Here is a 21910-nt window from a genome sequence, read left to right as displayed (position 1 = left end):
ATGCTCCGCCGCCTCACCACCCCTGCCCCCACCTGGCGGGACGACGTGGAGCTGGCCGCGTGAACGTCTGCGAACTCCTGCGGCTGCTGCAGACCGAACACGATGAGACCGCAGCCCGCGCCGACCACCTGCGCGAGCAGATCGAGCGGCTCACCACCGACCTCGCCGAGACCGAGGCCCGCCTGGCCGAGCTCGCCGCCACCCGCAAGGTCATCGACGGCCTCACCCCTCCCGACCAGGCACCGGCCCCCGCGGAGACCGCCACCGCGACCGTCTACCAGCGCATCGTGACCACGTTCAACGAGCACCCCGGAAAGGTGTTCCGCGTCCGTGATCTGCATGAGCACCTCGGCCTGCCCACCGACGAGCCCTCGATCAACGTCACCCGCTCCCGCCTGGGACGACTCGTCCGCCAGGGATTCCTCGAGCAACCGGGACGCGGCCGCTACCAGAAACGGACTTAACGCCCTCTGAGTCCCGGCGTCGGGTGGGGAAGTGCGCTGGCGGACTACTGGTTGAGCTGCCCCGAGGGCCCCTCAGGCCGCCATCAGCGCCGTCAGGGCGCGGTCCATCGCGGCGTTGAACTCTTCCGGCGTCAGTGGCAGCCGGGACTTGATGTCCCGGCTCCACTGGTCGGCCAGGACCTCGGCGGAGCCCGCCTCGACACCGTCGAGCGCCGCGTCGGCCAGGTCCGACGGAGTGATCTTGTCCACGGGCCACCCTGCGGCCATGTCGGTGTCGGCCAGGCCGAGGTGTACCGCTGTGACGAGCGTGTGCTGCTCGGCGAGCTCCAGGCGGACGCCGTTGGTCATGGCCCAGGCGGCGGCCTTGGTCAGGTGGTAGGCATTGGCGCCCTTGCCCCCGAACCACGACATGGCGGAGAGGACGTTGACGATCGCGCCCCCGCCGTTCCTGGCCAGCGCCGGCGCGAACTCCCGGATCATTCCCAGGTGGCCGAACATGTTGGTCTCCATCTCGTGCCGCACCGTATCCAGGGAGCCGGTCACCAGGTCGGTCCCCGTACTGATTCCCGCGTTGTTGACGAGCAGCGAGACGTCCGGGGCGGCCTCGGCGGCGGCCCGCACGGATGCGGGATCGGTGATGTCGAGGGGCAGTACCTCGACCCCGGGCAGGTCCACGGTCTCCGGTCGGCGGGCTGTCGCATAGACCTTGTGGGCGCCCCGTTCGAGCAGGCGCTGGGCGAAGGCGCGGCCCAGGCCGCGGTTGGCTCCGGTGACAAGGGCGACGGAGTTGTCGATGTCCATGCCCGGTACGCTAAAACCTGACGCTGACGTCAGAGGCAAGTGCTGGTCGTCAGGACCGGGGTGAGAGGAGTCACCATGACCGTCACAGAGACCGCGGCCGAGCGCCTGCTCCGCATCGGCGAGGTGGCACGGGGCGCCGGTGTCTCGGTACGCGCCGTGCGCTACTACGAGCAGCAGGGGCTGCTCGTCGCGGAACGCAGCCCGTCCGGCCAGCGCCTCTACCGGCAGGACGCCGTCCCCCTGGTGCGCTTCTTCCAGCAGATGTTCGCCGCCGGTCTGACCAGTCGAAGGATCGCGGAACTCCTTCCGTGCTGGGACACCGGGCACACCGACACCGAGCAACGGGCCATGCTGCGCGCCGAGCGCGACCGCATCCAGGCCAAGGTCGACGACCTGCAGGCCGCCCTGGACCGCCTCGACGAGATCATCGCGATCACGGACACGCACCCGTAGGCGCGGGTCGGTCGGACGTTGCTCCAGCGATCTACAGACGGCGCATCGTCGTCATGCGCCTCCTGTGTCGGACAGCGCGGGGCGGTCAGGTGTGGCCTGTCATGCGGGCCGCCGAGGCGATGGTGGCGCGGGCCTCGCGGTCGGTCAGGCCCGTGGTGCGGGCGGCTTGGAGCAAGGGGGTCAGCAGGGCCGGGCCGATGCCGTTCTCGTAGGCGCGGCAGGCTGCCCAGAAGAGGCGGGTGTTGCGCTGGCCCTCCTGGGCGGCCAGGACGAACTGGACGAGGCCCCGGCCGCCCGCCACTGGCTCGCCCGAAACCGAGCCGGCGCCCCCGGTACGCCGCACGGGAGGCGGGAGCAGCAGCCGGAGCAGTGCGGGCGGGCAGGGGGCCGGGGGCAGGTGGGAGGTGCCCGGGGCGGTCGTGTAGCTGCCGTGGCGGGTGCGGGAGCCGGGGCCGACCAGGTAGCCGCCGGCGCCCCGGACGTCGATGCCGGGGGCGAGGCGGCCGGCCGAGTTGGGGACGACGTGGTCGGGCGGGCCGGTCAGCCAGAGGTGGCGGCCTCCGCTGGGGGTCAGGACGACGACCGTGGGCGGGATCGTGAACAGGTGGCGCAGGGCCAGCTCGCGCAGGGCGGTCGAGGAGCCGGGGTCCGGCTCGCCGGGCCTCGTGTCCAGGTCGATGCCGATCAGGTGGTGCGGGGGCAGGCCGCAGGCGATGCCGTAACCCGTGGCCCAGGGGGCCGCGGCGAACAGGGCGCGGATGCGGGCCGGGTCGGTCGAGGCGTCGTGGACACCGTGGCCGAAGCGGCCGCACTCGCCTTGGCAGGTGACGGGCTTGGGGGTCGAAGCGTGGCGGTGGGGGGAGCGCAGCGCGGGGAGCTTGGTCCGGGCCAGCGGGATGACGGCCAGTCCGCGTTCCGCGGCTGACAGGGCGTGTGCGAGGGCCAGCGTCGTGGCCTGCCGGTCGGTGGTGGCCATGGGTCTATGTTCGTACGCACGTTCGATAAAGGGAAGGGTGAGGGGTGCGACGCGCCGGGCAGGGCGGGGCGGGGAGAAAAAGTGGCGGAACGCTTCACCTCTTGTGGGGCTTGGGGTGGGGGTGTCCGTGCTGTGGGCTGGTGATGCGAAAGGGGAGCAAAGGGGTTTATCGACTTGTCCTCACGCTTGAGGGCGAATCGGTGCTTCCGGGGTGGTTCGCCGGCGTTCGCTGGGCAATTCTGATCACGCGACGTCGTGCACAGCGTCGAGGCGGTCGGCCAACTGTCTTGACACCAGTCCTGGTTCACGTACTTCACGCGTTGTCGGCTGAAGCCGGTGCGCACTTGTTCTGGAGGAACAACATGGCAAGCATCCGTACCGCCCGTGTCGTCGCCGCCGTCGCCGCCCTTCCGCTCGCCGCCGCTCTCTTCGGCGGGGTGGCGACGGCGGACAACGGCGCCTTCGCGGACGACGGATCCAGCGCGACCGCCGCCAGTGCCAACGCCGGCATCCTCGGCAGCGGTGTCGGCGACGACAACAACGGCAACTCGTCCACCTCGCAGCAGCAGGCGGTCGGCTCGGGGGCGTCGAACCAGAGCAACACCGCGCAGGTCGACGGCTCGGCGTTCACGGCGATCAATCAGGGCAACGAGAACGTGGCCGTCAGCTTCTCCCCGCTGTGGTGGTGAGCTGAGGGGCCGGCGCGGGTGCGCTGCCGCGCCGGCCCCTCGGTTCCTTGTGCGGGTGTGCTTCATGGGGTCGCAGTGCGTCAGGGCGGCGGTACTTCGGTACCGTCGCCCTGGCGTTTTCGCCTGCCCCGGGCCCCGTCCGCCCGCCTCGCGGTCAACCCCTTCGCCCGTCCCCCGGGCGACCCACTCGCCCGCCTCGCGGTCAATCTCTTCGCCCGTCCCCCGGGCGACCCTCTCACCCGCCTCGCGGTCAATCTCTTCGCCCGTCCCCCGGGCGACCCTCTCACCCGCCTCGCGGTCAATCTCTTCGCCCGTCCCCCGGGTGACCCCCAGGGGGCAACCCGCAGTACCCCTCCTCCCCCGCTCCACCTACAGGAGGTGGGGCCAACACCACCCCTACAACCTGAGGGGGACTCTGCTTCGGGACCTGCGGCCGATCCGCCGGGTGCCTTCTCGCTCATAGCGTTGAGCCATGACCGCACCTGTCTGCACCAGCGCTTCGAGCGCCGCCACCGCCATGGCGTCGGCCCCGGCGCCGCTCCCGGCCCCGGCCGTGGCAACCGGACCGGCCCTGGCCACGGCCACAGCAAGGACGCAGACCCTCCCGTACCCGTCGTTCGCGTCGTACGTGAAGGCCCGCCGGCCGGTGCTGCTGCGTACCGCCCGCTCGCTCACCGCGAACCCGAGCGACGCGGAGGACCTGCTGCAGACCGCGCTCACCAAGACGTACGTGGCCTGGGAGCGCATCGAGGACCATCGCGCCCTGGACGGCTATGTGCGCCGGGCGCTGCTGAACACCCGTACCTCGCAGTGGCGCAAGCGCAAGGTCGACGAGTTCGCCTGCGACGAGCTGCCCGAGCCGGAGCCCGTGCCCGGCGGCGACGACCCGGCGGAGCGGCAGGCCCTGCACGACGCGATGTGGCGGGCGATCATGAAGCTGCCCGCACGGCAGCGCGCCATGGTCGTCCTCAGGTACTACGAGGACCTGAGCGAGGCCCGGACGGCGGAAGTGCTGGGCGTTTCCGTGGGCACCGTGAAGTCGGCGGTCTCCCGGGCGCTAGGCAAGCTCCGCGAGGACCCTGAGCTGGGGTTCGTCCGCTCCTGAGCCGGGCCGCACGTGCCCTCGGCGGGACGGCGTGACGGTTCGCGCCCACTGATCGATCACCCGGGACTAGTGACATACCAAGCGGTATGTGCGCAGAATCAGCGCATCCCTTACCGCCGCGTAGGCAATGTCGCCCCGGGAGGACACCGTGCTGAGCACGATGCAGGACGTACCGCTGCTGATTTCGAGGATCCTGGCCCACGGGTCGACCATCCACGGCAGCTCGCAGGTGACCACCTGGACCGGTGAGGACGAGCCGCACCGCCGCTCCTTCGCCGACATCGGCGCCCGCGCCGCCCAGCTGGCGCACGCCCTGCGCGAGGACCTCGCCGTCGACGACGACGAACGCGTCGCCACCCTCATGTGGAACAACGCCGAGCATGTCGAGGCCTACTTCGCGATCCCCTCCATGGGCGCGGTCCTCCACACCCTCAATCTCCGCCTCCCGCCCGAGCAACTGGCCTGGATCGTCAACCACGCCGCCGACCGGGTCGTGATCGCCAACGGTTCGCTGCTGCCGCTGCTCGCCCCGCTGCTGCCGCACCTGAAGACCGTCGAGCACGTCGTCGTCACCGGGCCGGGCGACCGCTCGCTGCTGGACGGGGCCGCCGTCCGGGTGCACGAGTACGATGACCTGCTCGCCCCGAAGCCCACCACGTACGACTGGCCCGAGCTGGACGAGCGGGCCGCGGCCGCCATGTGCTACACCTCCGGCACCACCGGCGACCCCAAGGGCGTGGTCTACAGCCACCGTTCCATCTACCTGCACTCCATGCAGGTCAACATGGCCCAGTCGATGGGCCTGACCGACCAGGACACCACGCTGGTCGTGGTCCCGCAGTTCCACGTCAACGCCTGGGGGCTGCCGCACGCCACCTTCATGACCGGCGTGAACATGCTGATGCCGGACCGCTTCCTGCAGCCCGCGCCCCTCGCCGCGATGATCGAGGGCGAGCGGCCCACGCACGCCGCCGCCGTCCCCACCATCTGGCAGGGCCTGCTCGCCGAGCTGACGGCCAAGCCCCGCGACGTCTCCTCGCTCACCCAGGTCACCATCGGCGGCTCGGCCTGTCCCCCCTCCCTGATGGAGGCGTTCGACGCGCTCGGGATGCGGGTCTGCCACGCCTGGGGCATGACGGAGACCTCGCCGCTCGGCACCATCGCCCGGCCGCCCGCGCACGTGGTCGGCACGCCGGAGGAGTTCGCCTACCGCCTCACCCAGGGCCGCTTCCCGGCCGGCGTCGAGGCCCGCCTCACCGGTCCCGGCGGCGAGCGCCTGCCCTGGGACGGGGAGTCCGCCGGTGAGCTGGAGGTGCGCGGCAACTGGATCGCCGGTGCCTACTACAACGGCCCCGGCGCGGAGCCGCTGCGTCCCGACGACAAGTTCAGCGAGGACGGCTGGCTGAAGACGGGTGACGTCGGCACCATCTCGCCGGACGGCTTCCTCACCCTGACCGACCGGGCCAAGGACGTCATCAAGTCCGGCGGCGAGTGGATCTCCTCGGTCGAGCTGGAGAACGCGCTGATGTCCCACCCGGACGTCGCCGAGGCCGCCGTGGTCGCCGTGCCCGACGACAAGTGGGGCGAGCGCCCACTGGCCACCGTCGTCCTCAGGGAGGGCGCCACCGCCGACTTCGCCGCCCTGCGCACCTTCCTCGCCGAGGACGGCAAGATCGCCAAGTGGCAGCTCCCGGAACGCTGGACCGTCATCGAGACGGTGCCGAAGACCAGCGTCGGCAAGTTCGACAAGAAGGTGCTGCGCAGGCAGTACGCCGACGGCGGGCTCGACGTCACGCGCCTCTGACCGGCGCGGGTAACGAGGTGCCGGCCGGCGGGCCCCACGGCCTCCCGCCCGGCACTTCCTGCGTTCCTTTTGCCCTCACCGCGCCATGCGTGCCGTCCGCGCCGGGCGTACGGCCGTGGCCGTCCACCCCAGCACCAGCCACGTCCCCGCCACCGCGCACACGCCGCCCCAGCCCCAGTGCCCGAACGCGGGCCCGGTGAGGGCAGAGGCCAGCGCGCCGCCCGCGAAGCCGGCGACGACGTAGGCCGTGTTGGCGGTGGCCGGGGCCGAGGTGGTGGTCAGCGCGAGGGTCTGGTTGGCGACATGGGAGGCGACCAGGGCGGCGTGCACCAGGACCGCGGCCGCGCACAGCGCCGCCATCACCTGCCCGCCCAGCCAGAACAGCGGCACGGAGAGCGCGGCCAGCGCGTACGCGGACCGTACGACCTTGGCGGCGCCGAACCGGTCGACCAGGCCCCCGGCGAGCGGCGCGACGACGCTTGCCGCCAGCCCGAACAGCCCGAACAGACCGGCCGCGGCGGTGGTCATGCCGTACCCCTCGTCCCCCGTGAGGAGCAGGGCGAGCGAGGTCCACAGGGCGCTCCAGGCGCCGTACATCCCCGCCTGCCGCACGCACGCCCGCCACAGGTCGGGCGAGCGGCGGACCACGCCCGGTATCGCGACGAGCCCCGCGAACAGCGGCCCCCGCCGCTGCCGCCGCTCCACCGGCAGGATGTACGCCGTAGCCAGCCCCAGTACGGCGGTCAGGACGGCGGCGCCCACGAACACCGTGCGCCAGCCGAAGGCCTGCCCGGCGAGACCGCCGAGCACCCGGGCCGCGACGACGCCGGTGAACAGGCCCGCGATGACGGCCGCGACGTGCCGGGCCCGGCGGTCGGCGGGGGCGCGCTCGGCGACCAGCGGGACGAGCAGCTGCGGTACGACGGTCGCGGCCGAGGCGACCAGGACCGCGCCCGCGAGCGCGCCGGTGCCGGCCGAGGCGGCGGCGGCGAGCAGGGCTGCCGTGGCGACCAGCGAGAGGACGGCGACCAGGCGGCGTCGGTTCACGCTGTCGCCGAGCGGGGCGAAGAAGAGCAGGCCGGCGGCGTACCCGAGCTGCGCGACCGAGGCGAGCCAGGCGACCGCCGACGGGGTGGATCCCATGTCGTGGGCGATGAGGGGGAGCAGCGGCGCCGCGAGATAGATGTTGGCGGCCGTGACGGCGGTGCACAGGGCGATCAGCGGGAGGAAGAGCCGGGCGACGGCACCGGACGGGCCGGCTCCGGACGGACCGGCGGGGCCGGGTGTGTGCACGGGGGCGGTGCTTCCGGGGTCGGTCTGCGGCGACGTGGCGGAAGCGGAGGGCGATGACGGCATGATGCGGACCGACTCCTTCGAGTGCACACCAGCTAACAACTAACTGGTTGGTTGGAGGAACCACGGGAGTCTGTCCCGCATTCCCGAACCCTGTCAACCAAATAGTTGGTTACCGTCCGGGGCCCCGTTACCCTGGCCTCATGGCAGCAAGGGACCCCGAGGCCACCAAAGCCCGGATCTTCGAGGCGGCGGTGGCGGAGTTCGCCCGCCACGGCATCGCCGGGGCGCGCATCGACCGCATCGCGGCCGAGGCCAGGGCCAACAAGCAGCTGATCTACGCCTACTACGGCAACAAGGGCGAGCTGTTCGCGTGCGTGCTCGAGAAGAAGATGCTCGACCTCGCGATCTCCGTCCCCGTCGACCCGGACGACATCGAGGGCTGGATCGACCGCCTGCTGGACTACCACGCCGCCCACCCCGAGCTGCTGCGCCTGCTCTTCTGGGAGGGCATGGAGTACGGCACCGCCGAGCTGCCTCACGAGAGCGAACGCCAGGAGCACTACGCCCGCAAGGTCGCCGCCCTGCGGGACGGCCAGGAACGCGGCGTGATCACCGACGCCATCCCGGCGCCCGACCTGCTGTTCCTGCTGGTCGCGATGGCCAACTGGGCGGTCGTCGTGCCCCAGATGAAGCGCATCCTCGTCGGCGGCGAGGACGGTGGCGGCGACCGGCTGCGCGACTCGATCAAGAAGGCGGCCCGCCGGATCGTCGAACCGTAGCTCCGGGCCGCCGGGCCCTCAGTTGGTCCCGATCCGCGACAGCAGCTCGACGATCCGGGACTGCACCTCACCGCTGGTGGAACGCTCCGCAAGGAACAGCACCGTCTCGCCCGAGGCGAGGCGCGGCAGGTCGTCCTGGTCGACGGCGGCGGTGTAGACGACCAGCGGGGTGCGGTTGAGCTGTCCGTTGGCGCGCAGCCAGTCGACGATCCCGGCGGACCCCTCCTGGCGCCGCTGCACCCGCATCAGGTCCATCACGACCAGGTTCGGCCGGAACTGCCCCGCCAGCGTCACCGCGTCGGCGTCGCTCGCCGCCCGCGCCACCTGCATACCGCGCCGCTCCAGCGTCGACGTCAGCGCCAGGGCGATCTCCGCGTGCTCCTCGATCAGCAGCACGCGCGGCGGGTGCTGCTCGCTGTCCCGGGGCGCGAGCGCCTTCAGCAGCACGGCGGGGTCCGCGCCGTAGGCCGCGTTCCGCGAGGCCTGTCCGAGACCGGCCGTGACCAGCACCGGCACCTCGGCCGCCACCGCCGCCTGCCGCAGCGACTGCAGCGCCGTACGCGTGATCGGCCCGGTCAGCGGGTCCACGAACAGCGCGGCCGGGAACGCCGCGATCTGCGCGTCGACCTCCTCGCGCGAGTTCACGGTCACCGGCCGGTAGCCGCGGTCGCTGAGCGCCTGCTGCGTGGAGACGTCCGGCGCGGGCCACACCAGCAGCCGGCGCGGGTTGTCCAGCGGCTCCGGCGGCAGCTCGTCGTCCATCGGCTGCGGACGCGGCGGATCGGCCACCTCGACGGCCCCGCCCGGCCCGTCCAGCGGCTCGGGCCCCTCGGCGGCGTCCCGGTCCGGTGCCCCTATGGCGTACGACCGTCCGGCGCCCTCGGTGACCGGCGCGAGCCGTCCCTGACCGCCGGCCAGGGACGACTGCTCCTGGGACGGCGGCGGGGACTGCTTCTTCGGCTGCGCCGTGGGCGGCGGCGTGGTGGGGGGCAGCGCGCCGGGCGGCTGCTCCGCGGCCGGGTGCGAGCGGGCCGACTGCGCCGCGGCCCCGGCGGCCGGGTCGGGCGGCGTGCCCAGCTTGCGGCGCCGGCCGCCACCGCCCGGCTGGTGCGGGGCGGGCGTGGCCGACGGCTGCTGCACCTGGACCGCCTGCCGGTTGAACGGCACGCCCTGGCCGAGGGTGCGCACGCTGATCGCCCGTCCCTGCGTCGAGTTCGGGTCGACCGGAGCGGAGGCCTCGGCGGGCAGCGGCTGCGCCGCGCGCGGAGCGGGCGCGTTCTCGGGCGGCAACGGCGTGCCCCGGCTCGGCGTGGTGGCGGGGACGGTCCGGGGGGCCGCCGGGGCCGCCGGGGTGGCAGGTGTGGCCGGGGCGGCCGACGCGGCAGGCGTGGCCGGAGTCGCGGGTCCGGCGGCTGCGCCGGGCGGCACGGGCGTGCCGGAGCCCTGGGTGTCCCCGGCCGCGGGCCAGGACTGGGGCTGCGGCTGGGGCTGCGGCGCGGGAGCCGGCCGGCCGGGGGCAGCGGGCGCCGCGGTGCCGGGGTGGGGGGCGTCGGGCTGCGCGGTGCCGGGGTGCGGGGCGTCGGGCTGCGCGGTGCCGGGCTGGGGGGCGTCGGGCGCCGCGATGCCGGGCTGGGGGCCGTCGGGCTGCGCGGTGCCGGCTGCGGCGGGCCGGGACACCTGTGCCTCGGCCGGAGACGGCACCGGGGCTCCCTGCACCGGCTGCACCGGCGTCGGCGCCTGCACCGGGACGCCCTGCGCGGGGGCGTGCTGCGCGGGGGCGTGCTGCGCCGGGACCGGCGCCGGTCCCCCGGCCGGCCGGGGGGTGCCGGCCCGGCGGCGGCGTCCCGTGGGCGCCTCGGCGGGGTGCGGCTGCGGCGGCGTGTGGTCGTCGGCCCGGTCGTGCGGTACGGCGTCGTGACGGCCGTCGTCGGGCAGGGCGTCACCGGGAGCGGCGGGCCCGGGTACGGGAAGGGGCCCGGGTACGGGAGAGGGCCCGGGTACGGGCAGGGGCCCGGTCGGCCCCTGCCCCTGAACGCGAGCCGGGCCCTGGCTCTCCGGTGCCGCCTCCGCCGTACCGTCGGACGGACGGTCCGCGTCGGCGGGCGGCAGGGCGAACACCTGGCGCGGAGCGGCCTCCTGCGCCGCGGCACGTTCGTTCGCGGAGGCGAGGGCGCGCCGCCGGCGTCCCGTCGGCCGGTCCGTGTGCGCGGGGTCTGCGGAAGCAAGGTGCGCGGGGTCCGACTCACCGGCCTGCGCTGGCAGGGCCGGGGGCAGCGCGTGCTGCTCTCCGCCGTCCTGCCCGGCCCGTCGACCGGCGGCGGGCGCGGGCACCCCCTGCGGGGGTACGGTCCCGCCCAGCCCGGTGTTGGACGCCGCGGACCCTCCGCCGTGCTCGCCGGCCATGACGACGGCACCCTCGGACACCCCAGCGGGCGCCCCCTGTTGCGCCACGGCGACCTCGGCACCCGGACCCTCCGCGGGCCGCCCGCGCCGGCGCCCGGTACCACCGGCCCCGGCCCCCTCACCGGGGCCCGCCTGCGCGGGCACGGGAAGCGGAGCGGAAGCGGCGCCGTGTTGCGGCACCTGCACCTGTCCCTGAGCCTGTATCCCGCTCTCGGCCTGCGCCGCGCGCCGCCTGCGCCGCCCGGTCGGAGCGGCCCTCTCCGCCTCGGGCCCGGCACCGGCCTCGCCCGGCGCCCCCGCGACCTCGCTCTCCAGGAACGCGTCGACCGACGCCCGGCGCGCCCGCCGCCTCCCGCCCCCGGGAGCCGGCTCCCGCACGGCCACGGCGTTCCCCGCGCCCACGCCACCGACACCCTCGGCAGGCGCGACGGACGCGACGGAAGCCACCTCGGTGCCCGGGGCGGCGACCGCACCGGCCCCGCCCCCGATCGGCACCTCCAGCACGAACGCGCTGCCGCTCATGCCCGGCACCTCGTGCGTCTGCAGCACGCCGCCGTGCGCCCGCACGATTCCGCGCACGATCGGCTCGTGCACCGGGTCCCCGCCGGCGTACGGCCCGCGCACCTCGATGCGCACGACCTCGCCGCGCTGCGCCGCCGCGACCACGACGGTGTTGTCCAGGTATCCGCCGGTCGCCGACACGGGCGAGTTGCCGGTCGCGTCGACACCCGCGACGTCCGCGACGAGATGGGCGAGCGCGGTGGCCAGGAGCCGGGAATCCACCTCGGCCTCGATCGGCGGCGCGTGCACGGCGAACTGCACCCGCCCCGGCCCGATCAGCTCCACGGCCCCGTCGACACCCGCCGCGACGACGGCGTCGAGCATCACCTTCGTACGGGCGACCTGCTCGTCGCCCCCGTCGAGGCGCTGATAGCCGAGCACGTTGTCGATGAGAGTGGTGATGCGCGAGTAGCCCGCCGACAGATGGTGCAGCACCTGGTTGGCCTCGGGCCACAGCTGCCCGGCGTCGTCGGAGGCCAGTGCGGCCAGCTCCCGGCGCAGCTCGTCCAGCGGCCCGCGCAGCGAGTCGCCGAGCAGGGTGAGCAGCTGCTCGTGCCGGCCGGCGATCGCCTCGTACCGGTCCTTCTCCCGCTCACCGAGGGCGGCGTAGCGGTCGGCGTCCGCGGCGAGCTCCTCCGCGTGCTTCTCCCGCAGCTCCTCCAGCTCGGCGACGTGCCGCTGGCGCAGCGCGGTCAGCTCGGAGGCGTGCTCCTCGGAGAGCCGCTCCAACTCCTCGGCGTGCCGCCGCTCCGCCTCCTCGTGCTCCTTGACGAGGGCGTCGTAGGGGCGCCGGTCGGTGAAGGTCAGCACGGCGCCGACGAGCTGGTCGCCGTCGCGCACGGGGGCGGTCGTCAGGTCGACCGGCAGCTGGTCCCCGCTCTTGGCGAACAGCACCTGCCCGCGCACCCGGTGCTTGCGCCCGGAGCGCAGGGTGTCGGCGAGCGGCGACTCGTCGTACGGGAACGGCGAGCCGTCGGCGCGGGAGTGCAGGACCAGGGTGTGCAGCTCGCGGCCGCCCAGTTCACCGGCGCGGTAGCCCAGGATCTGGGCGGCGGCCGGGTTGACGAGGACGATCCGCCCGTCGGTGTCGGTGCCGACGACGCCCTCGGAGGCGGCCCGCAGGATCATCTCGGTCTGCCGCTGCGAACGGGCCAGCTCGGCCTCGGTGTCGACGGTGCCGGAGAGGTCGCGGACGACCAGCATCAGCAGCTCGTCGCCGGTGTAGCCGTAGGTGTCGTAGGCCTGCTGGCCGGTCTCCAGGTTGGCGCTGGTGACCTCGACGGGGAACTCGGAGCCGTCGGTGCGCCGGGCGACCATCCGGGTCGGCTTGGTGCGCGCCCGCGGGTCGATGTGGTCGGGGCGCCGCATGGAGCCGGGGATCAGCCGCGAGTCGAACTGCGGCAGCAGATCCAGCAGCCCCCGCCCGACCAGCGCGGTGCCCGGCGTCTCGAACGCCTCCAGCGCGATGGTGTTCGCGTTGACCACGGTGCCGTTGGCGTTGACCAGGACCAACGCGTCCGGCAGCGCGTCCAGTATGGCTGCGAGGCGAGCAGCGCCTCGGGATGGCCTGCTGCTCACGAGACGCTTCCCTCCTGTTACCGCACTTGCCGACCGCCTGGGCCATCTTGCCAATCGGTCCGCGGCGTGTCACCCGAGGGAGTCTAAGGGTTGGGGCCCGGCGGGCGGGGTGGGATGGGACGTAGGTCGCACGACGAAGTGACGTAGAACGTGTGACCGGTGACCGTCGGGCCGAGCAGGCGTCGTCGTCCCTCCTAGGACCGGGCCGGGCGCCCGAGGTCGGGCAGCAGTGGCACCATGCGGTCCCAGCGGGAGATCTCGCAGCCGTCGCGGCGGTCGTACGTCGCGTCGACGGGGCGTCCGGCCCAGACGCCGGTGACGTGCGCGGTGGCCGGACCGCCGTACTGCATGGTGCAGACGCTGCCCTCGGGCACCGGCGCGAAGGTGTCCCGGCCCCACCGGGTGTCGCCCTCGACGACGGCGCAGGCGCCGTCCGGGTCGGGGTGGTCGCCGCCGGCGGGGTGGCAGGACAGCTCGTACGTGCCGTCGAAGCCGGGGCCGGCGTCGCGGACGGTGACCGTGAGGTGGCCATCGTCGGGAACGCCGGGACCGGGGACGACGGCTGCGGCCGGGTGCGCGGCGCAGACGGAGGCGAGGGCGGCGGCGGACAGGGCGGCGGCGCCGAGGAGGCGGGCGGCGGGGGTGCGGGAGACCTGGAACATGACCTGACCAACGCGCCGGCCGCCGCGACGTTGCGCCTGCGGCCGCGGAGTACGCCGTGCGGACGCGCGACGTCCGGGCGACCACGCCGTAAGGGCTTTGCCCTGCGGCCTGCCCGCCTAGTACCGTAGGGGCCGATTGGTGACAGCGCGCTCAACTGTGTCATCATCGGCACGCGCCACTCGCGCTCGCACGCGAGATGGTGATGTTGTCTGGAGGCGTCGCCTAGTCCGGTCTATGGCGCCGCACTGCTAATGCGGTTTGGGGCTTACACCCCATCGAGGGTTCAAATCCCTCCGCCTCCGCACGATCACCGAAGCCCCGGCCCGCACGGCCGGGGCTTCCGTGTTGTCCGGCGGGCCTCAGTCCGGCGTTTGCGCAGGTCGCAAGGGGTGCGGCCAATGGATTTCACATGACGGCGGCAGTCATGTAATGTTCTTCCTGTCGCCGCGAGCGGGCCGGAAGGGCCGGGAGCGCAGCGATAAAACTGAAAAAGACAAGCACTCGTAGCTTAACGGATAGAGCATCTGACTACGGATCAGAAGGTTGCAGGTTCGAATCCTGCCGAGTGCACAGCAAACCAGAGGCCCTGTGGAATCATCCACAGGGCCTCTGTCTTTGCCTTGACGACAGTGTTTGACGGCAACCGCCTCATGGGAAACCGGCTGGGCTCGGGTGAGTCGTGCCCGATGCGGAGCTGAGTAGCCGTCCTCATGCGCCAGCCTCGCAGAGGCGAGCATGGTGGCCGGTATGGACCTGCCCGCTGCCCCGGCCGTGACAGCGGTGTGGGCCGGAGCCATTGCTGAGAGAATCTCAGTGCAAGCGCGGCAGTCGTGGGAGTGTGGGAGTGGCGCACGGAGGCGACGTGCGAGGATGCCCGGATGTCCCGCCGATCGCTCCTTCTGTCCTGGGTCGCCGTGGCGGCGGCCTTGTCCGCCGCACTGCTCGGTCTGTTCCTCTACGCCTCGGACGACAAGCGTGACAACCGTGACAACAAGGTCTTCCCGGCCGGCACGGAAGCCACGTCCCCCGCGGTGGCTCGGACGGCGCGCGAGCATCTTCGCCTGTCCCGCCCCTCGGGGAAGGGGAAGGCGGTACGGATGACGGTGGACGGCATCCTGCGAGAGCAGCACTACAACACCGTTACGGGCACTGTGGACTTTCTCGACGACGAGGGTGAGGTCGTCGACCGGGTCCCCTTCCGCCAGGGGGGTCTGGCCGAAGGGCCGGTGGAGAACTCGACCAGCGAGGTCACACCGGACCGGCGCGTCGAGGACATCACCTCGGTCAGGCTTGGACCCGGTCTGAAGTTCTCACAGTGGCGCGACAAGCCGTAGGCCTGCCCGGGCCTCAGCTCTGTGCCTTCGCCCTGGACGCGGAGGCGGGGACGAGTTCCCGCAGGTGCGGGCCGCCGCGCAGGCACCACAGGGCGATGACCGGGTCGCAGATCGCGCAGCCGAGGGACGAGTCGTGGGCGAAGGGGAGGATCGGGTCGCCCTTCAGGTGGTGCACGACGTCCCACGCGGTGTGCAGCAGCCAGCCGATGCCGATGTACGTCCAGGACGTGAGGCCCCGGTGGGCGACGTACAGCATGAGCGCGCCGAACGGGAGCTCCCAGGCGCCGAGCCCGCCGCCCGAGAAGTAGACGCCCCCGGCCCCGGCGATCCCGAGGGCGTTCAGGGGGCGGCGGTGCGGGTCCGGGACGAGGGACAGCAGCAGGACGACGAGGAGGCCGATGCCGATCGGCAGGACGTGGGGGAGGAGGCCGGCGAGGTTCATGCGGGCACGCTATGCAGGACACGGGGGGTGTCCCAGTGGCGTGAGTGACAGGTTCCGACGGATTGTCGCCGAGGGCCTCGGCGGTCAAGTGCCCCTGGAGTCGGGCGACACGGCCGGTGCGGCGGCCGACCGGACGTGAGTACGGTCCGCAACTGTGTCTAGGGTGTGCCCATGTTGAGAGGATCAGTCTTCATATCCGACCGGACGACATCCGACCGGCCGAGCCTCGACGGAGGCCGACGGTGAACAAGCCGCTGAGGGCCGTGGCCATCTTCTGCGGGCTGCTGGTGCTCGGCCTGCTGATCCGCGCGAACTGGCTGCAGTACGTCCGTGCCCCGGAACTGGCCTCCGACACCAAGAACCGTCGGGTGCAGATCGAGCAGTTCGCCACGCCGCGCGGTGACATCGTCGTCGGCGGACGGGCCGTCACCGGCTCCAAGGAGACCGAGAGCACCGACCTCAAGTACAAGCGCACCTACGCCGACGGGCCGATGTACGCGCCGGTGACCGGGTACGCCTCGCAGGCCCAGGGCATGACGCTGCTGGAGAAGACCTACGACTCCATCCTCACCGGCAAGGACGACCGGCTGGCCTTCCAGCGGTTCGCCGACGTGGTCAGCGGCGAGGGGCGGCGGCCCGGCTCGGTGGTCACCACCATCGACCCGAAGGCGCAGAAGGCCGCCTGGGACGGGCTGACCGACCTGAAGGGCGCCCGGGGGGCCGTGGTCGCGCTCGACCCGCGGACGGGGAAGGTGCTGGCGCTGGTCTCGGCGCCCTCCTACGACCCGTCCGTGTTCGCGGGCAACACCTTCAAGGAGTCCGACCGCTTCGTCGCCCTCGACAAGAAGAAGAACAAGCCGCTGGCCAACCGCGCGCTGCGGGAGACCTACCCGCCGGGCTCCACGTTCAAGATCCTCACCGCGGCCGCCGCGCTCGAGCACAACATCGTCACCGACGTCGACGCCCGCACGGACGCCGTCTCCCCGTACCCGCTGCCGCAGTCCACCAACAAGATCGGCAGCGAGGCCGGTGACGCGGTCTGCAACAAGGCATCGATGAAGACCGCCATGCAGTACTCCTGCAACAACGTCTTCCTCGACGCCGCCTCCAAGCTGGGGCAGGACAAGATGCGCGAGACGGCCGAGAAGTTCGGCTTCAACGAGGACGTCTACTCCGACGACTTCGGCGACCTGCTCGCCACCAAGAGCCTCTACCCCGAGGACCTCGACAAGCCCGGCACCGCCCTCACCGGCATGGGCCAGGGCAGCCTGACCAGTACGCCGATGCAGATGGCCATGGTCACCGCCGGGATCGCCAACGACGGCAAAGTGATGCAGCCCTACATCGTCGACGAGGTCAAGGGCCCGGACCTGGACACCCTGGAGAAGACCGAGCCCGCGACGATGAGCGAGGCCGTCTCCGCCGAGACCGCGCAGAAGGTCCAGGAGATGATGGAGTTCACCGCCAAGGAGGGCAGCGCCCGCCGCGCCCAGATCGAGGGCATCACGGTCGGCGGCAAGACCGGTACCGCCCAGCGCGGCGTCGACGTCAACGAGAAGGTGCCGTACGGCTGGTTCGTGTCCTACGGCAAGAAGGACGACGGGTCCTCCGTCGCCGTGGCCGTGTTCATCGACCCGACCGACATGGACATCTCCCGCGAGGACATCTCCGGCGGCGGGCTCGGCGCGCCCATCGCCAAGCGCGTGATGGAGGCCGTGCTCAAGCAGTGACGCCGGGGACGCCGGTGCGGACGGCGGCGGGTCGGGTTCTCGTCGCGTCGTAGGTCTCCCGGGCCCGCTCGACCGCCGTCAGCCGCCGTTCCGTCCAGCGCGCGAGGTCCCGGACCTGTTCGGCGGCCTCGCGGCCGAGGTCGGTGAGGGAGTAGTCCACGCGGGGCGGGATCACCGGCTTGGCGTCCCGGTGGACCAGGCCGTCGCGCTCCAGGGTCCGCAGGGTCTGGGCCAGCATCTTCTCGCTGACCTGCCCGATTTCGCGCCGCAGTTCGCTGAAGCGGTGCGGACGGTCCAGCAGGGCGATCAGGGCCAGGGTGCCCCAGCGGCTGGTGACGTGCTCCATGAGCAGGCGCTCGGGGCACATCGGTTCACTATCTGCCATGACCGTACGGTACGTCCGGGCGGGCGCTCACCACGGGTGAGTGTCCGCCCGACGTCGTCCCCGGCCCCCGTGTCGTTGTCAGTGGGGCCCTCTACTGTCGGTGGGGATGGCACAGGCATGGAAGTGCGCGGGGCTGCGGTGGGCGGCGGACGGCCCCGTGCTGTCGTGGGTCGGGGGCCGGCGCAGTGCGCTGGTCCGGGGGAGGCGGGTGGCCTTCGCGGTCGCCGAGGGGGGTGTGCGGACCTGCGTGGGGGCGCGGGGGCACGCGTGTCCGGTGCGGGCGGGTGTGCCGGGTCGGAGCACGGGGGCGCGGTGCGAGGAGTGCGCGCGCCTCGACCGGGCCCACTCCGTGGCCGCCGACACCGTCGCGGACGATCCGCGACCGTACCGCGTCTATCTGGCGTGGTTCGGGCCGGGCCTGGTCAAGGTGGGGATCACCGCGTACGAACGGGGTTCGGCCCGGCTGCTCGAGCAGGGGGCGGTGTGCTTCGGCTGGCTGGGCTCCGGGCCGCTGATGGCCGCGCGCCGGACCGAGGAGCTGCTGCGGGCCGCGCTGGGCGTGCCCGACCGCGTCCCGTACGCCCACAAGCGCGCGGTGCGGGCCGCGCTGCCCGCCTCGGAGGAGGAACGGGCGGCCGAGATCGCCGGGTTGCACGCACGGGCGGTCGCGCTGGGCGGGTGGCCGGAGGCGCTGACGCCGGAGCCGTTCCGGGCCGTCGACCACGCGGCGGTCTTCGGGATCGAGGGGGCGGAGCGCGGGCCGGCCGCCGTGGCGGAGGTGACCGAGCTGGTGGCGGGCGGCGCGATCGGGGGCGAGCTGGTGGCGGCCGCCGGGCCGGATCTGCATCTGGCGACGGAGCGCGGGGTCGTCGTCCTCGACACCAGGCTGATGCCGGGGTGGGAGCTGGTGGCCGCCGGGGGCGAGCCCTGCGCGGTGCCGCTGCGGGAGCTCAAGGGGGCGGCGGGGGTGCAGGACGGCCTGTTCTGAGCTCGCGTTCCGAGCCGACGGCCCTTGGCCCCGTCACTCCCGTCGCCCCCGTCGTCCCCGTCGTCCCCGTCGTCCCCGTCGTCCCCGTCGTCCCCGTCGTCCCCGTCGTCCCCGTCGTCCCCGTCGTCCCCGTCGTCCCCGTCGTCCCTGTCACCCTTATCACCCCCTTGTTCCCCCGGAGCCCGGGGCGCGATCGTGGCCCCATGAGTGATCACGAAGTCGGGCGGGTCCGCCGGTTCTGGGAGGAGCTCGGGCTGCCCGGGCTGATCGACGTGCACACGCACTTCATGCCCGAGCGCGTGCTGCGCAAGGTCTGGGCCTACTTCGACGCCCTCGGGCCCCTGACCGGTGGCGTCGAGTGGCCGATCACCTACCGGCAGGAGGAGGACGAACGCGCCGGGCTGCTGCGCGCGTTCGGGGTGCGGGCCTTCACCGCGATGCTCTATCCGCACAAGCCCGGCATGGCCCGGTGGCTCAACGACTGGGCGGTGGACTTCGCCCGCCGCACCCCCGACTGCCTGCACACCTCCACCCTCTTCCCCGAGCCGGGCGTCGAGGCGTACGTCCGCCGGGCCGTCGAGGCGGGCGCGCGGGTCTTCAAGGCGCACGTGCAGGTGGGGGCGTACGACCCGGCCGACGCGCTGCTCGACCCGGCGTGGGGCGTGCTCGCCGAGGCGGGGGTGCCGGTCGTCGTCCACTGCGGTTCCGGCCCGGCGCCCGGCAAGCACACCGGCCCCGAGCCGATCGCGCGGGTCCTGGCGCGCCACCCCCGGCTGCGGCTGGTCGTCGCCCACATGGGCATGCCCGAGTACGAGGACTTCCTGGACCTCGCCGAGCGGTACGGCCAGGTGCGGCTGGACACGACCATGGCGTTCACCGACTTCAGCGAGCGGCTCGCGCCCTTCCCGCACCGCGCGCTGCCCCGGCTGGCGGATCTCGGCGACCGCGTCCTGCTCGGCACCGACTTCCCCAACATCCCGTATCCCTATCTGCACCAGCTGCACGCCCTGGAGCGGCTGGGACTGGGGGACGCGTGGCTGCGCGGCGTGTGCCACGACAACGCGGCCCGGCTGTTCGGACTGCCCGGCGTCGGCTGAGAGGGGGCCCCGCGGGTTTCTCAGAGAAATCACAGGTTCGGGAAAGGACCCTCTCAGAGCGCCCCGACAGGCTGTCCGCCATGACCACGACCTCGCCCCAGGGGCGCACCGAACTGCTGAGGCCGGACGGGAGCCCCGTCCGGGTGCTTGTAGTGGACGACGAGCAGTCCATCACGGAACTGCTGTCCATGGCCCTGCGTTACGAGGGCTGGCAGATCCGCAGTGCGGGCGACGGCCACGGCGCCGTACGGGCCGCGCGCGACTTCCGGCCCGACGCCGTCGTCCTGGACATGATGCTGCCCGACATGGACGGCCTGAGCGTGCTGGGGCGGCTGCGCCGCGACCTGCCGGACGTGCCGGTGCTGTTCCTGACCGCCAAGGACGCCGTGGAGGACCGTGTCGCCGGGCTGACCGCGGGCGGGGACGACTACGTCACCAAGCCGTTCAGCCTGGAGGAGGTCGTCGCCCGGCTGCGCGGACTGATCCGCCGCTCCGGCGCCGCCGACCGGCGTTCCGACTCCGTCCTCGTCGTCGGTGACCTCACCCTCGACGAGGACAGCCACGAGGTCACCCGGGGCGGCGCCGGCATCCACCTCACCGCCACCGAGTTCGAGCTGCTGCGCTTCCTGATGCGCAACCCGCGGCGGGTGCTGAGCAAGGCGCAGATCCTGGACCGCGTGTGGTCGTACGACTTCGGCGGGCAGGCCAACGTCGTCGAGCTGTACATCTCCTACCTGCGCCGGAAGATCGACGCGGGGCGCGAGCCGATGATCCACACCCGGCGCGGTGCCGGTTACCTGATCAAACCCGCGGCATGACCCGGCGGCGACGACCGCGGCCGCGGACCCTGCGGACCCGGCTCGTCGTCGCGTCCGTGGCGCTGATCGCGGTGGTGTGCGCGGTGATCGGCACGGTGACGACCCTCGCGCTGCGCTCGCACCTGTACGAGCAGCTGGACGGGCAGGTGCGCGAGGTCGCCATGCGGGTGTCCGGGTTCAAGCCGCCCGGTGACCCCGAGCCCGGCGGCAACGGCCCGCATCGTCTGGACCTCGACGAGTTCGTCACCCGCGGACCCCAGCCGCAGGGCACGGTCGTCGCCGAGGTGCGCGACGGCGCCGTCGTCGATGCCGCGTTCGGCCGGAAGGACGACGACAGCACCGACTTCAGCGGGATGACGGCCGTCTCCCTCACCGAGGCCCAGCGGGCCGAGCTGGCGGGCGTGCCACGGGACGGCAGGACGCACACCGTCGGCATCACCGGCCTCGGTGACTACCGGGTGGAGTACCGGGACGCCTACTACGCCGCCGTGCCGACCGACGACGTCACCGAGACCATCAGCACCCTGATCCTCGTGGAGGCCAGCGTCACCGCCGCCGGTCTCGTCGCCGCCTCCCTCGCCGGGGCCGTCATCGTCGGCGTCGCCACCCGCCCCCTGCGCCGGGTCGCCGCAACCGCCGGCCGGGTCTCCGAACTGCCCCTGGACGCGGGCGAGGTGAACCTGGACGAACGGGTGCCGGAGTCCGAGTGCGACCCGCACACCGAGGTGGGCCGGGTCGGCTCCGCGCTCAACCGCATGCTGGACCACGTCCACGGAGCCCTGCACGCCCGCCAGCAGAGCGAGACGCGGGTACGGCAGTTCGTCGCCGACGCCAGCCACGAACTGCGCACCCCCCTCGCCTCCATCCGCGGCTACGCCGAACTCACCCGCCGGGGGCGCGAGCAGGTCGGCCCCGACACCCGGCACGCGCTGGGCCGCATCGAGTCCGAGGCCGGCCGCATGACCCTGCTGGTCGAGGACCTGCTGCTGCTCGCCCGCCTGGACGCCGGACGCCCGCTGGAGTTCGGCCGGACCGATCTCGTACCGCTCGTCGTGGACACCGTCAGCGACGCCCGCGCGGCCGGTCTCGGCCACACCTGGCGGCTCGACCTGCCCGACGAACCCGCCCTGGTGTCGGCGGACCCGGCCCGGCTCCAGCAGGTGCTGGTCAACCTGCTGGGCAACGCCCGCAACCACACCCCGCCGGGGACGACCGTCACCGCGCGTGTGCGGGGCGCCGGGGAGTGGCTGTGCGTGGACGTGGAGGACGACGGGCCGGGCATCCCCGCCGCGTTGCTGCCGCACGTCTTCGAGCGGTTCGCCCGCGGCGACTCCGCGCGCTCCCGCGCGACCGGTTCGTCCGGCCTCGGGCTCGCCATCGTGCAGGCCGTGACGGCCGCGCACGGCGGCTGTGTGACGGTCGACAGCGCGCCGGGGCGGACGGTCTTCACCGTCTACCTGCCCGCCGTTGGGGACCGGCCGGACGCGCCCGCGCGCTCACAGGCACAGCACAGTCTCACCACACGGGTACGACAGGGGAGTTGA

19 protein-coding genes and 2 tRNA genes are annotated in these 21910 nt (G+C 73.2%); 14 read left to right on the top strand and 7 right to left on the bottom strand.

The window, feature by feature from the left end; translation table 11 throughout:
- Positions 1 to 59 precede the first annotated feature (59 nt).
- Positions 60 to 464 (top strand): hypothetical protein, encoded by a 405-nt coding sequence (locus AB0P07_RS31260; RefSeq protein WP_365556457.1) that lies wholly within the window; start codon positions 60 to 62, stop codon positions 462 to 464.
- Between the two features lie 72 nt (positions 465 to 536).
- Here AB0P07_RS31260 and AB0P07_RS31255 read toward each other — a convergent pair whose 3' ends face one another.
- Complete coding sequence (locus AB0P07_RS31255; RefSeq protein WP_365556455.1) at positions 537 to 1265, bottom strand: SDR family oxidoreductase; 729 nt, start codon at positions 1263 to 1265, stop codon at positions 537 to 539.
- Between the two features lie 75 nt (positions 1266 to 1340).
- Here AB0P07_RS31255 and AB0P07_RS31250 point away from each other — a divergent pair, with 75 nt between their 5' ends.
- Positions 1341 to 1718 carry a MerR family transcriptional regulator gene (locus AB0P07_RS31250; RefSeq protein WP_365556453.1) on the top strand — a complete coding sequence of 126 codons (378 nt, stop codon included), beginning with the start codon at positions 1341 to 1343 and terminating at the stop codon, positions 1716 to 1718.
- Positions 1719 to 1803: 85 nt separating this feature from the next.
- Here the strand turns inward: AB0P07_RS31250 and AB0P07_RS31245 are convergent, their stop codons facing one another.
- Positions 1804 to 2694 carry a bifunctional DNA primase/polymerase gene (locus AB0P07_RS31245; RefSeq protein ID WP_365556451.1) on the bottom strand — a complete coding sequence of 297 codons (891 nt, stop codon included), beginning with the start codon at positions 2692 to 2694 and terminating at the stop codon, positions 1804 to 1806.
- A 362-nt stretch (positions 2695 to 3056) separates the two neighbouring features.
- Between AB0P07_RS31245 and AB0P07_RS31240 the strand changes: the two genes are divergently transcribed.
- From AB0P07_RS31240 to AB0P07_RS31230, 3 genes are all read left to right on the top strand, one after another.
- The gene (locus AB0P07_RS31240; RefSeq protein WP_365556449.1) at positions 3057 to 3383 is read left to right on the top strand and encodes a hypothetical protein; all 327 of its coding nucleotides are present in this window, start codon (positions 3057 to 3059) and stop codon (positions 3381 to 3383) included.
- Positions 3384 to 3855: 472 nt separating this feature from the next.
- Complete coding sequence (locus AB0P07_RS31235; protein WP_365556448.1) at positions 3856 to 4488, top strand: SigE family RNA polymerase sigma factor; 633 nt, start codon at positions 3856 to 3858, stop codon at positions 4486 to 4488.
- Between the two features lie 127 nt (positions 4489 to 4615).
- A complete protein-coding gene (locus tag AB0P07_RS31230; RefSeq protein ID WP_365556446.1) occupies positions 4616 to 6292 on the top strand; it encodes a long-chain fatty acid--CoA ligase in 1677 nt (558 codons plus the stop codon).
- A 75-nt stretch (positions 6293 to 6367) separates the two neighbouring features.
- Here AB0P07_RS31230 and AB0P07_RS31225 read toward each other — a convergent pair whose 3' ends face one another.
- Positions 6368 to 7648: an MFS transporter gene (locus AB0P07_RS31225; RefSeq protein ID WP_365556445.1), complete on the bottom strand. Its 1281-nt coding sequence runs from the start codon at positions 7646 to 7648 to the stop codon at positions 6368 to 6370.
- A gap of 140 nt (positions 7649 to 7788) precedes the next feature.
- Between AB0P07_RS31225 and AB0P07_RS31220 the strand changes: the two genes are divergently transcribed.
- Complete coding sequence (locus tag AB0P07_RS31220; protein WP_365556443.1) at positions 7789 to 8367, top strand: TetR family transcriptional regulator; 579 nt, start codon at positions 7789 to 7791, stop codon at positions 8365 to 8367.
- Between the two features lie 18 nt (positions 8368 to 8385).
- Here the strand turns inward: AB0P07_RS31220 and AB0P07_RS31215 are convergent, their stop codons facing one another.
- Positions 8386 to 12909 (bottom strand): PAS domain-containing protein, encoded by a 4524-nt coding sequence (locus tag AB0P07_RS31215; RefSeq protein WP_365556441.1) that lies wholly within the window; start codon positions 12907 to 12909, stop codon positions 8386 to 8388.
- A gap of 194 nt (positions 12910 to 13103) precedes the next feature.
- Positions 13104 to 13571, bottom strand: coding sequence for an SSI family serine proteinase inhibitor (locus AB0P07_RS31210; RefSeq protein ID WP_365556440.1), 468 nt, complete (start codon positions 13569 to 13571; stop codon positions 13104 to 13106).
- A gap of 212 nt (positions 13572 to 13783) precedes the next feature.
- On the opposite strand from AB0P07_RS31210, the gene AB0P07_RS31205 reads away from it, so the two are divergent.
- The 3 genes from AB0P07_RS31205 to AB0P07_RS31195 all read left to right on the top strand — a co-directional run bounded on the left by AB0P07_RS31205 (position 13784) and on the right by AB0P07_RS31195 (position 14906).
- Positions 13784 to 13874: transfer RNA gene (locus AB0P07_RS31205), tRNA-Ser, on the top strand.
- A gap of 195 nt (positions 13875 to 14069) precedes the next feature.
- Positions 14070 to 14142 (top strand) — tRNA-Arg (locus AB0P07_RS31200).
- 308 nt (positions 14143 to 14450) lie between these two features.
- Positions 14451 to 14906: a hypothetical protein gene (locus AB0P07_RS31195; RefSeq protein ID WP_365556438.1), complete on the top strand. Its 456-nt coding sequence runs from the start codon at positions 14451 to 14453 to the stop codon at positions 14904 to 14906.
- Positions 14907 to 14919: 13 nt separating this feature from the next.
- Here AB0P07_RS31195 and AB0P07_RS31190 read toward each other — a convergent pair whose 3' ends face one another.
- The gene (locus AB0P07_RS31190) at positions 14920 to 15348 is read right to left on the bottom strand and encodes a DUF6010 family protein (protein WP_365556436.1); all 429 of its coding nucleotides are present in this window, start codon (positions 15346 to 15348) and stop codon (positions 14920 to 14922) included.
- Between the two features lie 242 nt (positions 15349 to 15590).
- Between AB0P07_RS31190 and AB0P07_RS31185 the strand changes: the two genes are divergently transcribed.
- A complete protein-coding gene (locus AB0P07_RS31185; RefSeq protein ID WP_365556435.1) occupies positions 15591 to 17078 on the top strand; it encodes a penicillin-binding protein 2 in 1488 nt (495 codons plus the stop codon).
- Here AB0P07_RS31185 and AB0P07_RS31180 read toward each other — a convergent pair.
- Positions 17068 to 17463 (bottom strand): helix-turn-helix domain-containing protein, encoded by a 396-nt coding sequence (locus AB0P07_RS31180; RefSeq protein WP_365556433.1) that lies wholly within the window; start codon positions 17461 to 17463, stop codon positions 17068 to 17070. The two genes, AB0P07_RS31185 and AB0P07_RS31180, sit on opposite strands and share 11 nt — an antisense overlap.
- Positions 17464 to 17569: 106 nt before the next feature.
- On the opposite strand from AB0P07_RS31180, the gene AB0P07_RS31175 reads away from it, so the two are divergent.
- From AB0P07_RS31175 to AB0P07_RS31160, 4 genes are all read left to right on the top strand, one after another.
- On the top strand, positions 17570 to 18451 hold the full coding sequence (locus AB0P07_RS31175; protein ID WP_365556431.1) for a DUF2797 domain-containing protein: 882 nt from the start codon (positions 17570 to 17572) through the stop codon (positions 18449 to 18451).
- 203 nt (positions 18452 to 18654) lie between these two features.
- Positions 18655 to 19548 (top strand): amidohydrolase family protein, encoded by an 894-nt coding sequence (locus AB0P07_RS31170; protein WP_365556429.1) that lies wholly within the window; start codon positions 18655 to 18657, stop codon positions 19546 to 19548.
- Positions 19549 to 19628: 80 nt separating this feature from the next.
- Positions 19629 to 20366, top strand: a complete 738-nt coding sequence (locus tag AB0P07_RS31165; protein WP_365556428.1) for a response regulator transcription factor — start codon at positions 19629 to 19631, stop codon at positions 20364 to 20366.
- Entirely contained in the window at positions 20363 to 21910 is a 1548-nt protein-coding gene (locus AB0P07_RS31160; RefSeq protein ID WP_365556426.1) for a HAMP domain-containing sensor histidine kinase, read from the top strand. The genes AB0P07_RS31165 and AB0P07_RS31160 overlap by 4 nt, the downstream gene beginning before the upstream one ends.

The sequence above is a fragment of the Streptomyces sp. NPDC085944 genome, assembly GCF_040686295.1.
GTDB lineage: Bacteria > Actinomycetota > Actinomycetes > Streptomycetales > Streptomycetaceae > Streptomyces > Streptomyces salinarius.
This window is presented reverse-complemented; position numbering and strand designations above follow the sequence as displayed.

Coding starts and splice junctions, on each gene's coding strand:
- AB0P07_RS31255 (WP_365556455.1), bottom strand. CDS start 1,265: ATGGACATCGACAACTCCGTCGCCCTTGTCACCGGAGCCAACCGCGGC.
- AB0P07_RS31250 (WP_365556453.1), top strand. CDS start 1,341: ATGACCGTCACAGAGACCGCGGCCGAGCGCCTGCTCCGCATCGGCGAG.
- AB0P07_RS31245 (WP_365556451.1), bottom strand. CDS start 2,694: ATGGCCACCACCGACCGGCAGGCCACGACGCTGGCCCTCGCACACGCC.
- AB0P07_RS31240 (WP_365556449.1), top strand. CDS start 3,057: ATGGCAAGCATCCGTACCGCCCGTGTCGTCGCCGCCGTCGCCGCCCTT.
- AB0P07_RS31235 (WP_365556448.1), top strand. CDS start 3,856: ATGACCGCACCTGTCTGCACCAGCGCTTCGAGCGCCGCCACCGCCATG.
- AB0P07_RS31230 (WP_365556446.1), top strand. CDS start 4,616: ATGTCGCCCCGGGAGGACACCGTGCTGAGCACGATGCAGGACGTACCG.
- AB0P07_RS31225 (WP_365556445.1), bottom strand. CDS start 7,648: ATGCCGTCATCGCCCTCCGCTTCCGCCACGTCGCCGCAGACCGACCCC.
- AB0P07_RS31220 (WP_365556443.1), top strand. CDS start 7,789: ATGGCAGCAAGGGACCCCGAGGCCACCAAAGCCCGGATCTTCGAGGCG.
- AB0P07_RS31210 (WP_365556440.1), bottom strand. CDS start 13,571: ATGTTCCAGGTCTCCCGCACCCCCGCCGCCCGCCTCCTCGGCGCCGCC.
- AB0P07_RS31195 (WP_365556438.1), top strand. CDS start 14,451: ATGTCCCGCCGATCGCTCCTTCTGTCCTGGGTCGCCGTGGCGGCGGCC.
- AB0P07_RS31190 (WP_365556436.1), bottom strand. CDS start 15,348: ATGAACCTCGCCGGCCTCCTCCCCCACGTCCTGCCGATCGGCATCGGC.
- AB0P07_RS31180 (WP_365556433.1), bottom strand. CDS start 17,463: ATGGCAGATAGTGAACCGATGTGCCCCGAGCGCCTGCTCATGGAGCAC.
- AB0P07_RS31175 (WP_365556431.1), top strand. CDS start 17,570: ATGGCACAGGCATGGAAGTGCGCGGGGCTGCGGTGGGCGGCGGACGGC.
- AB0P07_RS31170 (WP_365556429.1), top strand. CDS start 18,655: ATGAGTGATCACGAAGTCGGGCGGGTCCGCCGGTTCTGGGAGGAGCTC.
- AB0P07_RS31165 (WP_365556428.1), top strand. CDS start 19,629: ATGACCACGACCTCGCCCCAGGGGCGCACCGAACTGCTGAGGCCGGAC.
- AB0P07_RS31160 (WP_365556426.1), top strand. CDS start 20,363: ATGACCCGGCGGCGACGACCGCGGCCGCGGACCCTGCGGACCCGGCTC.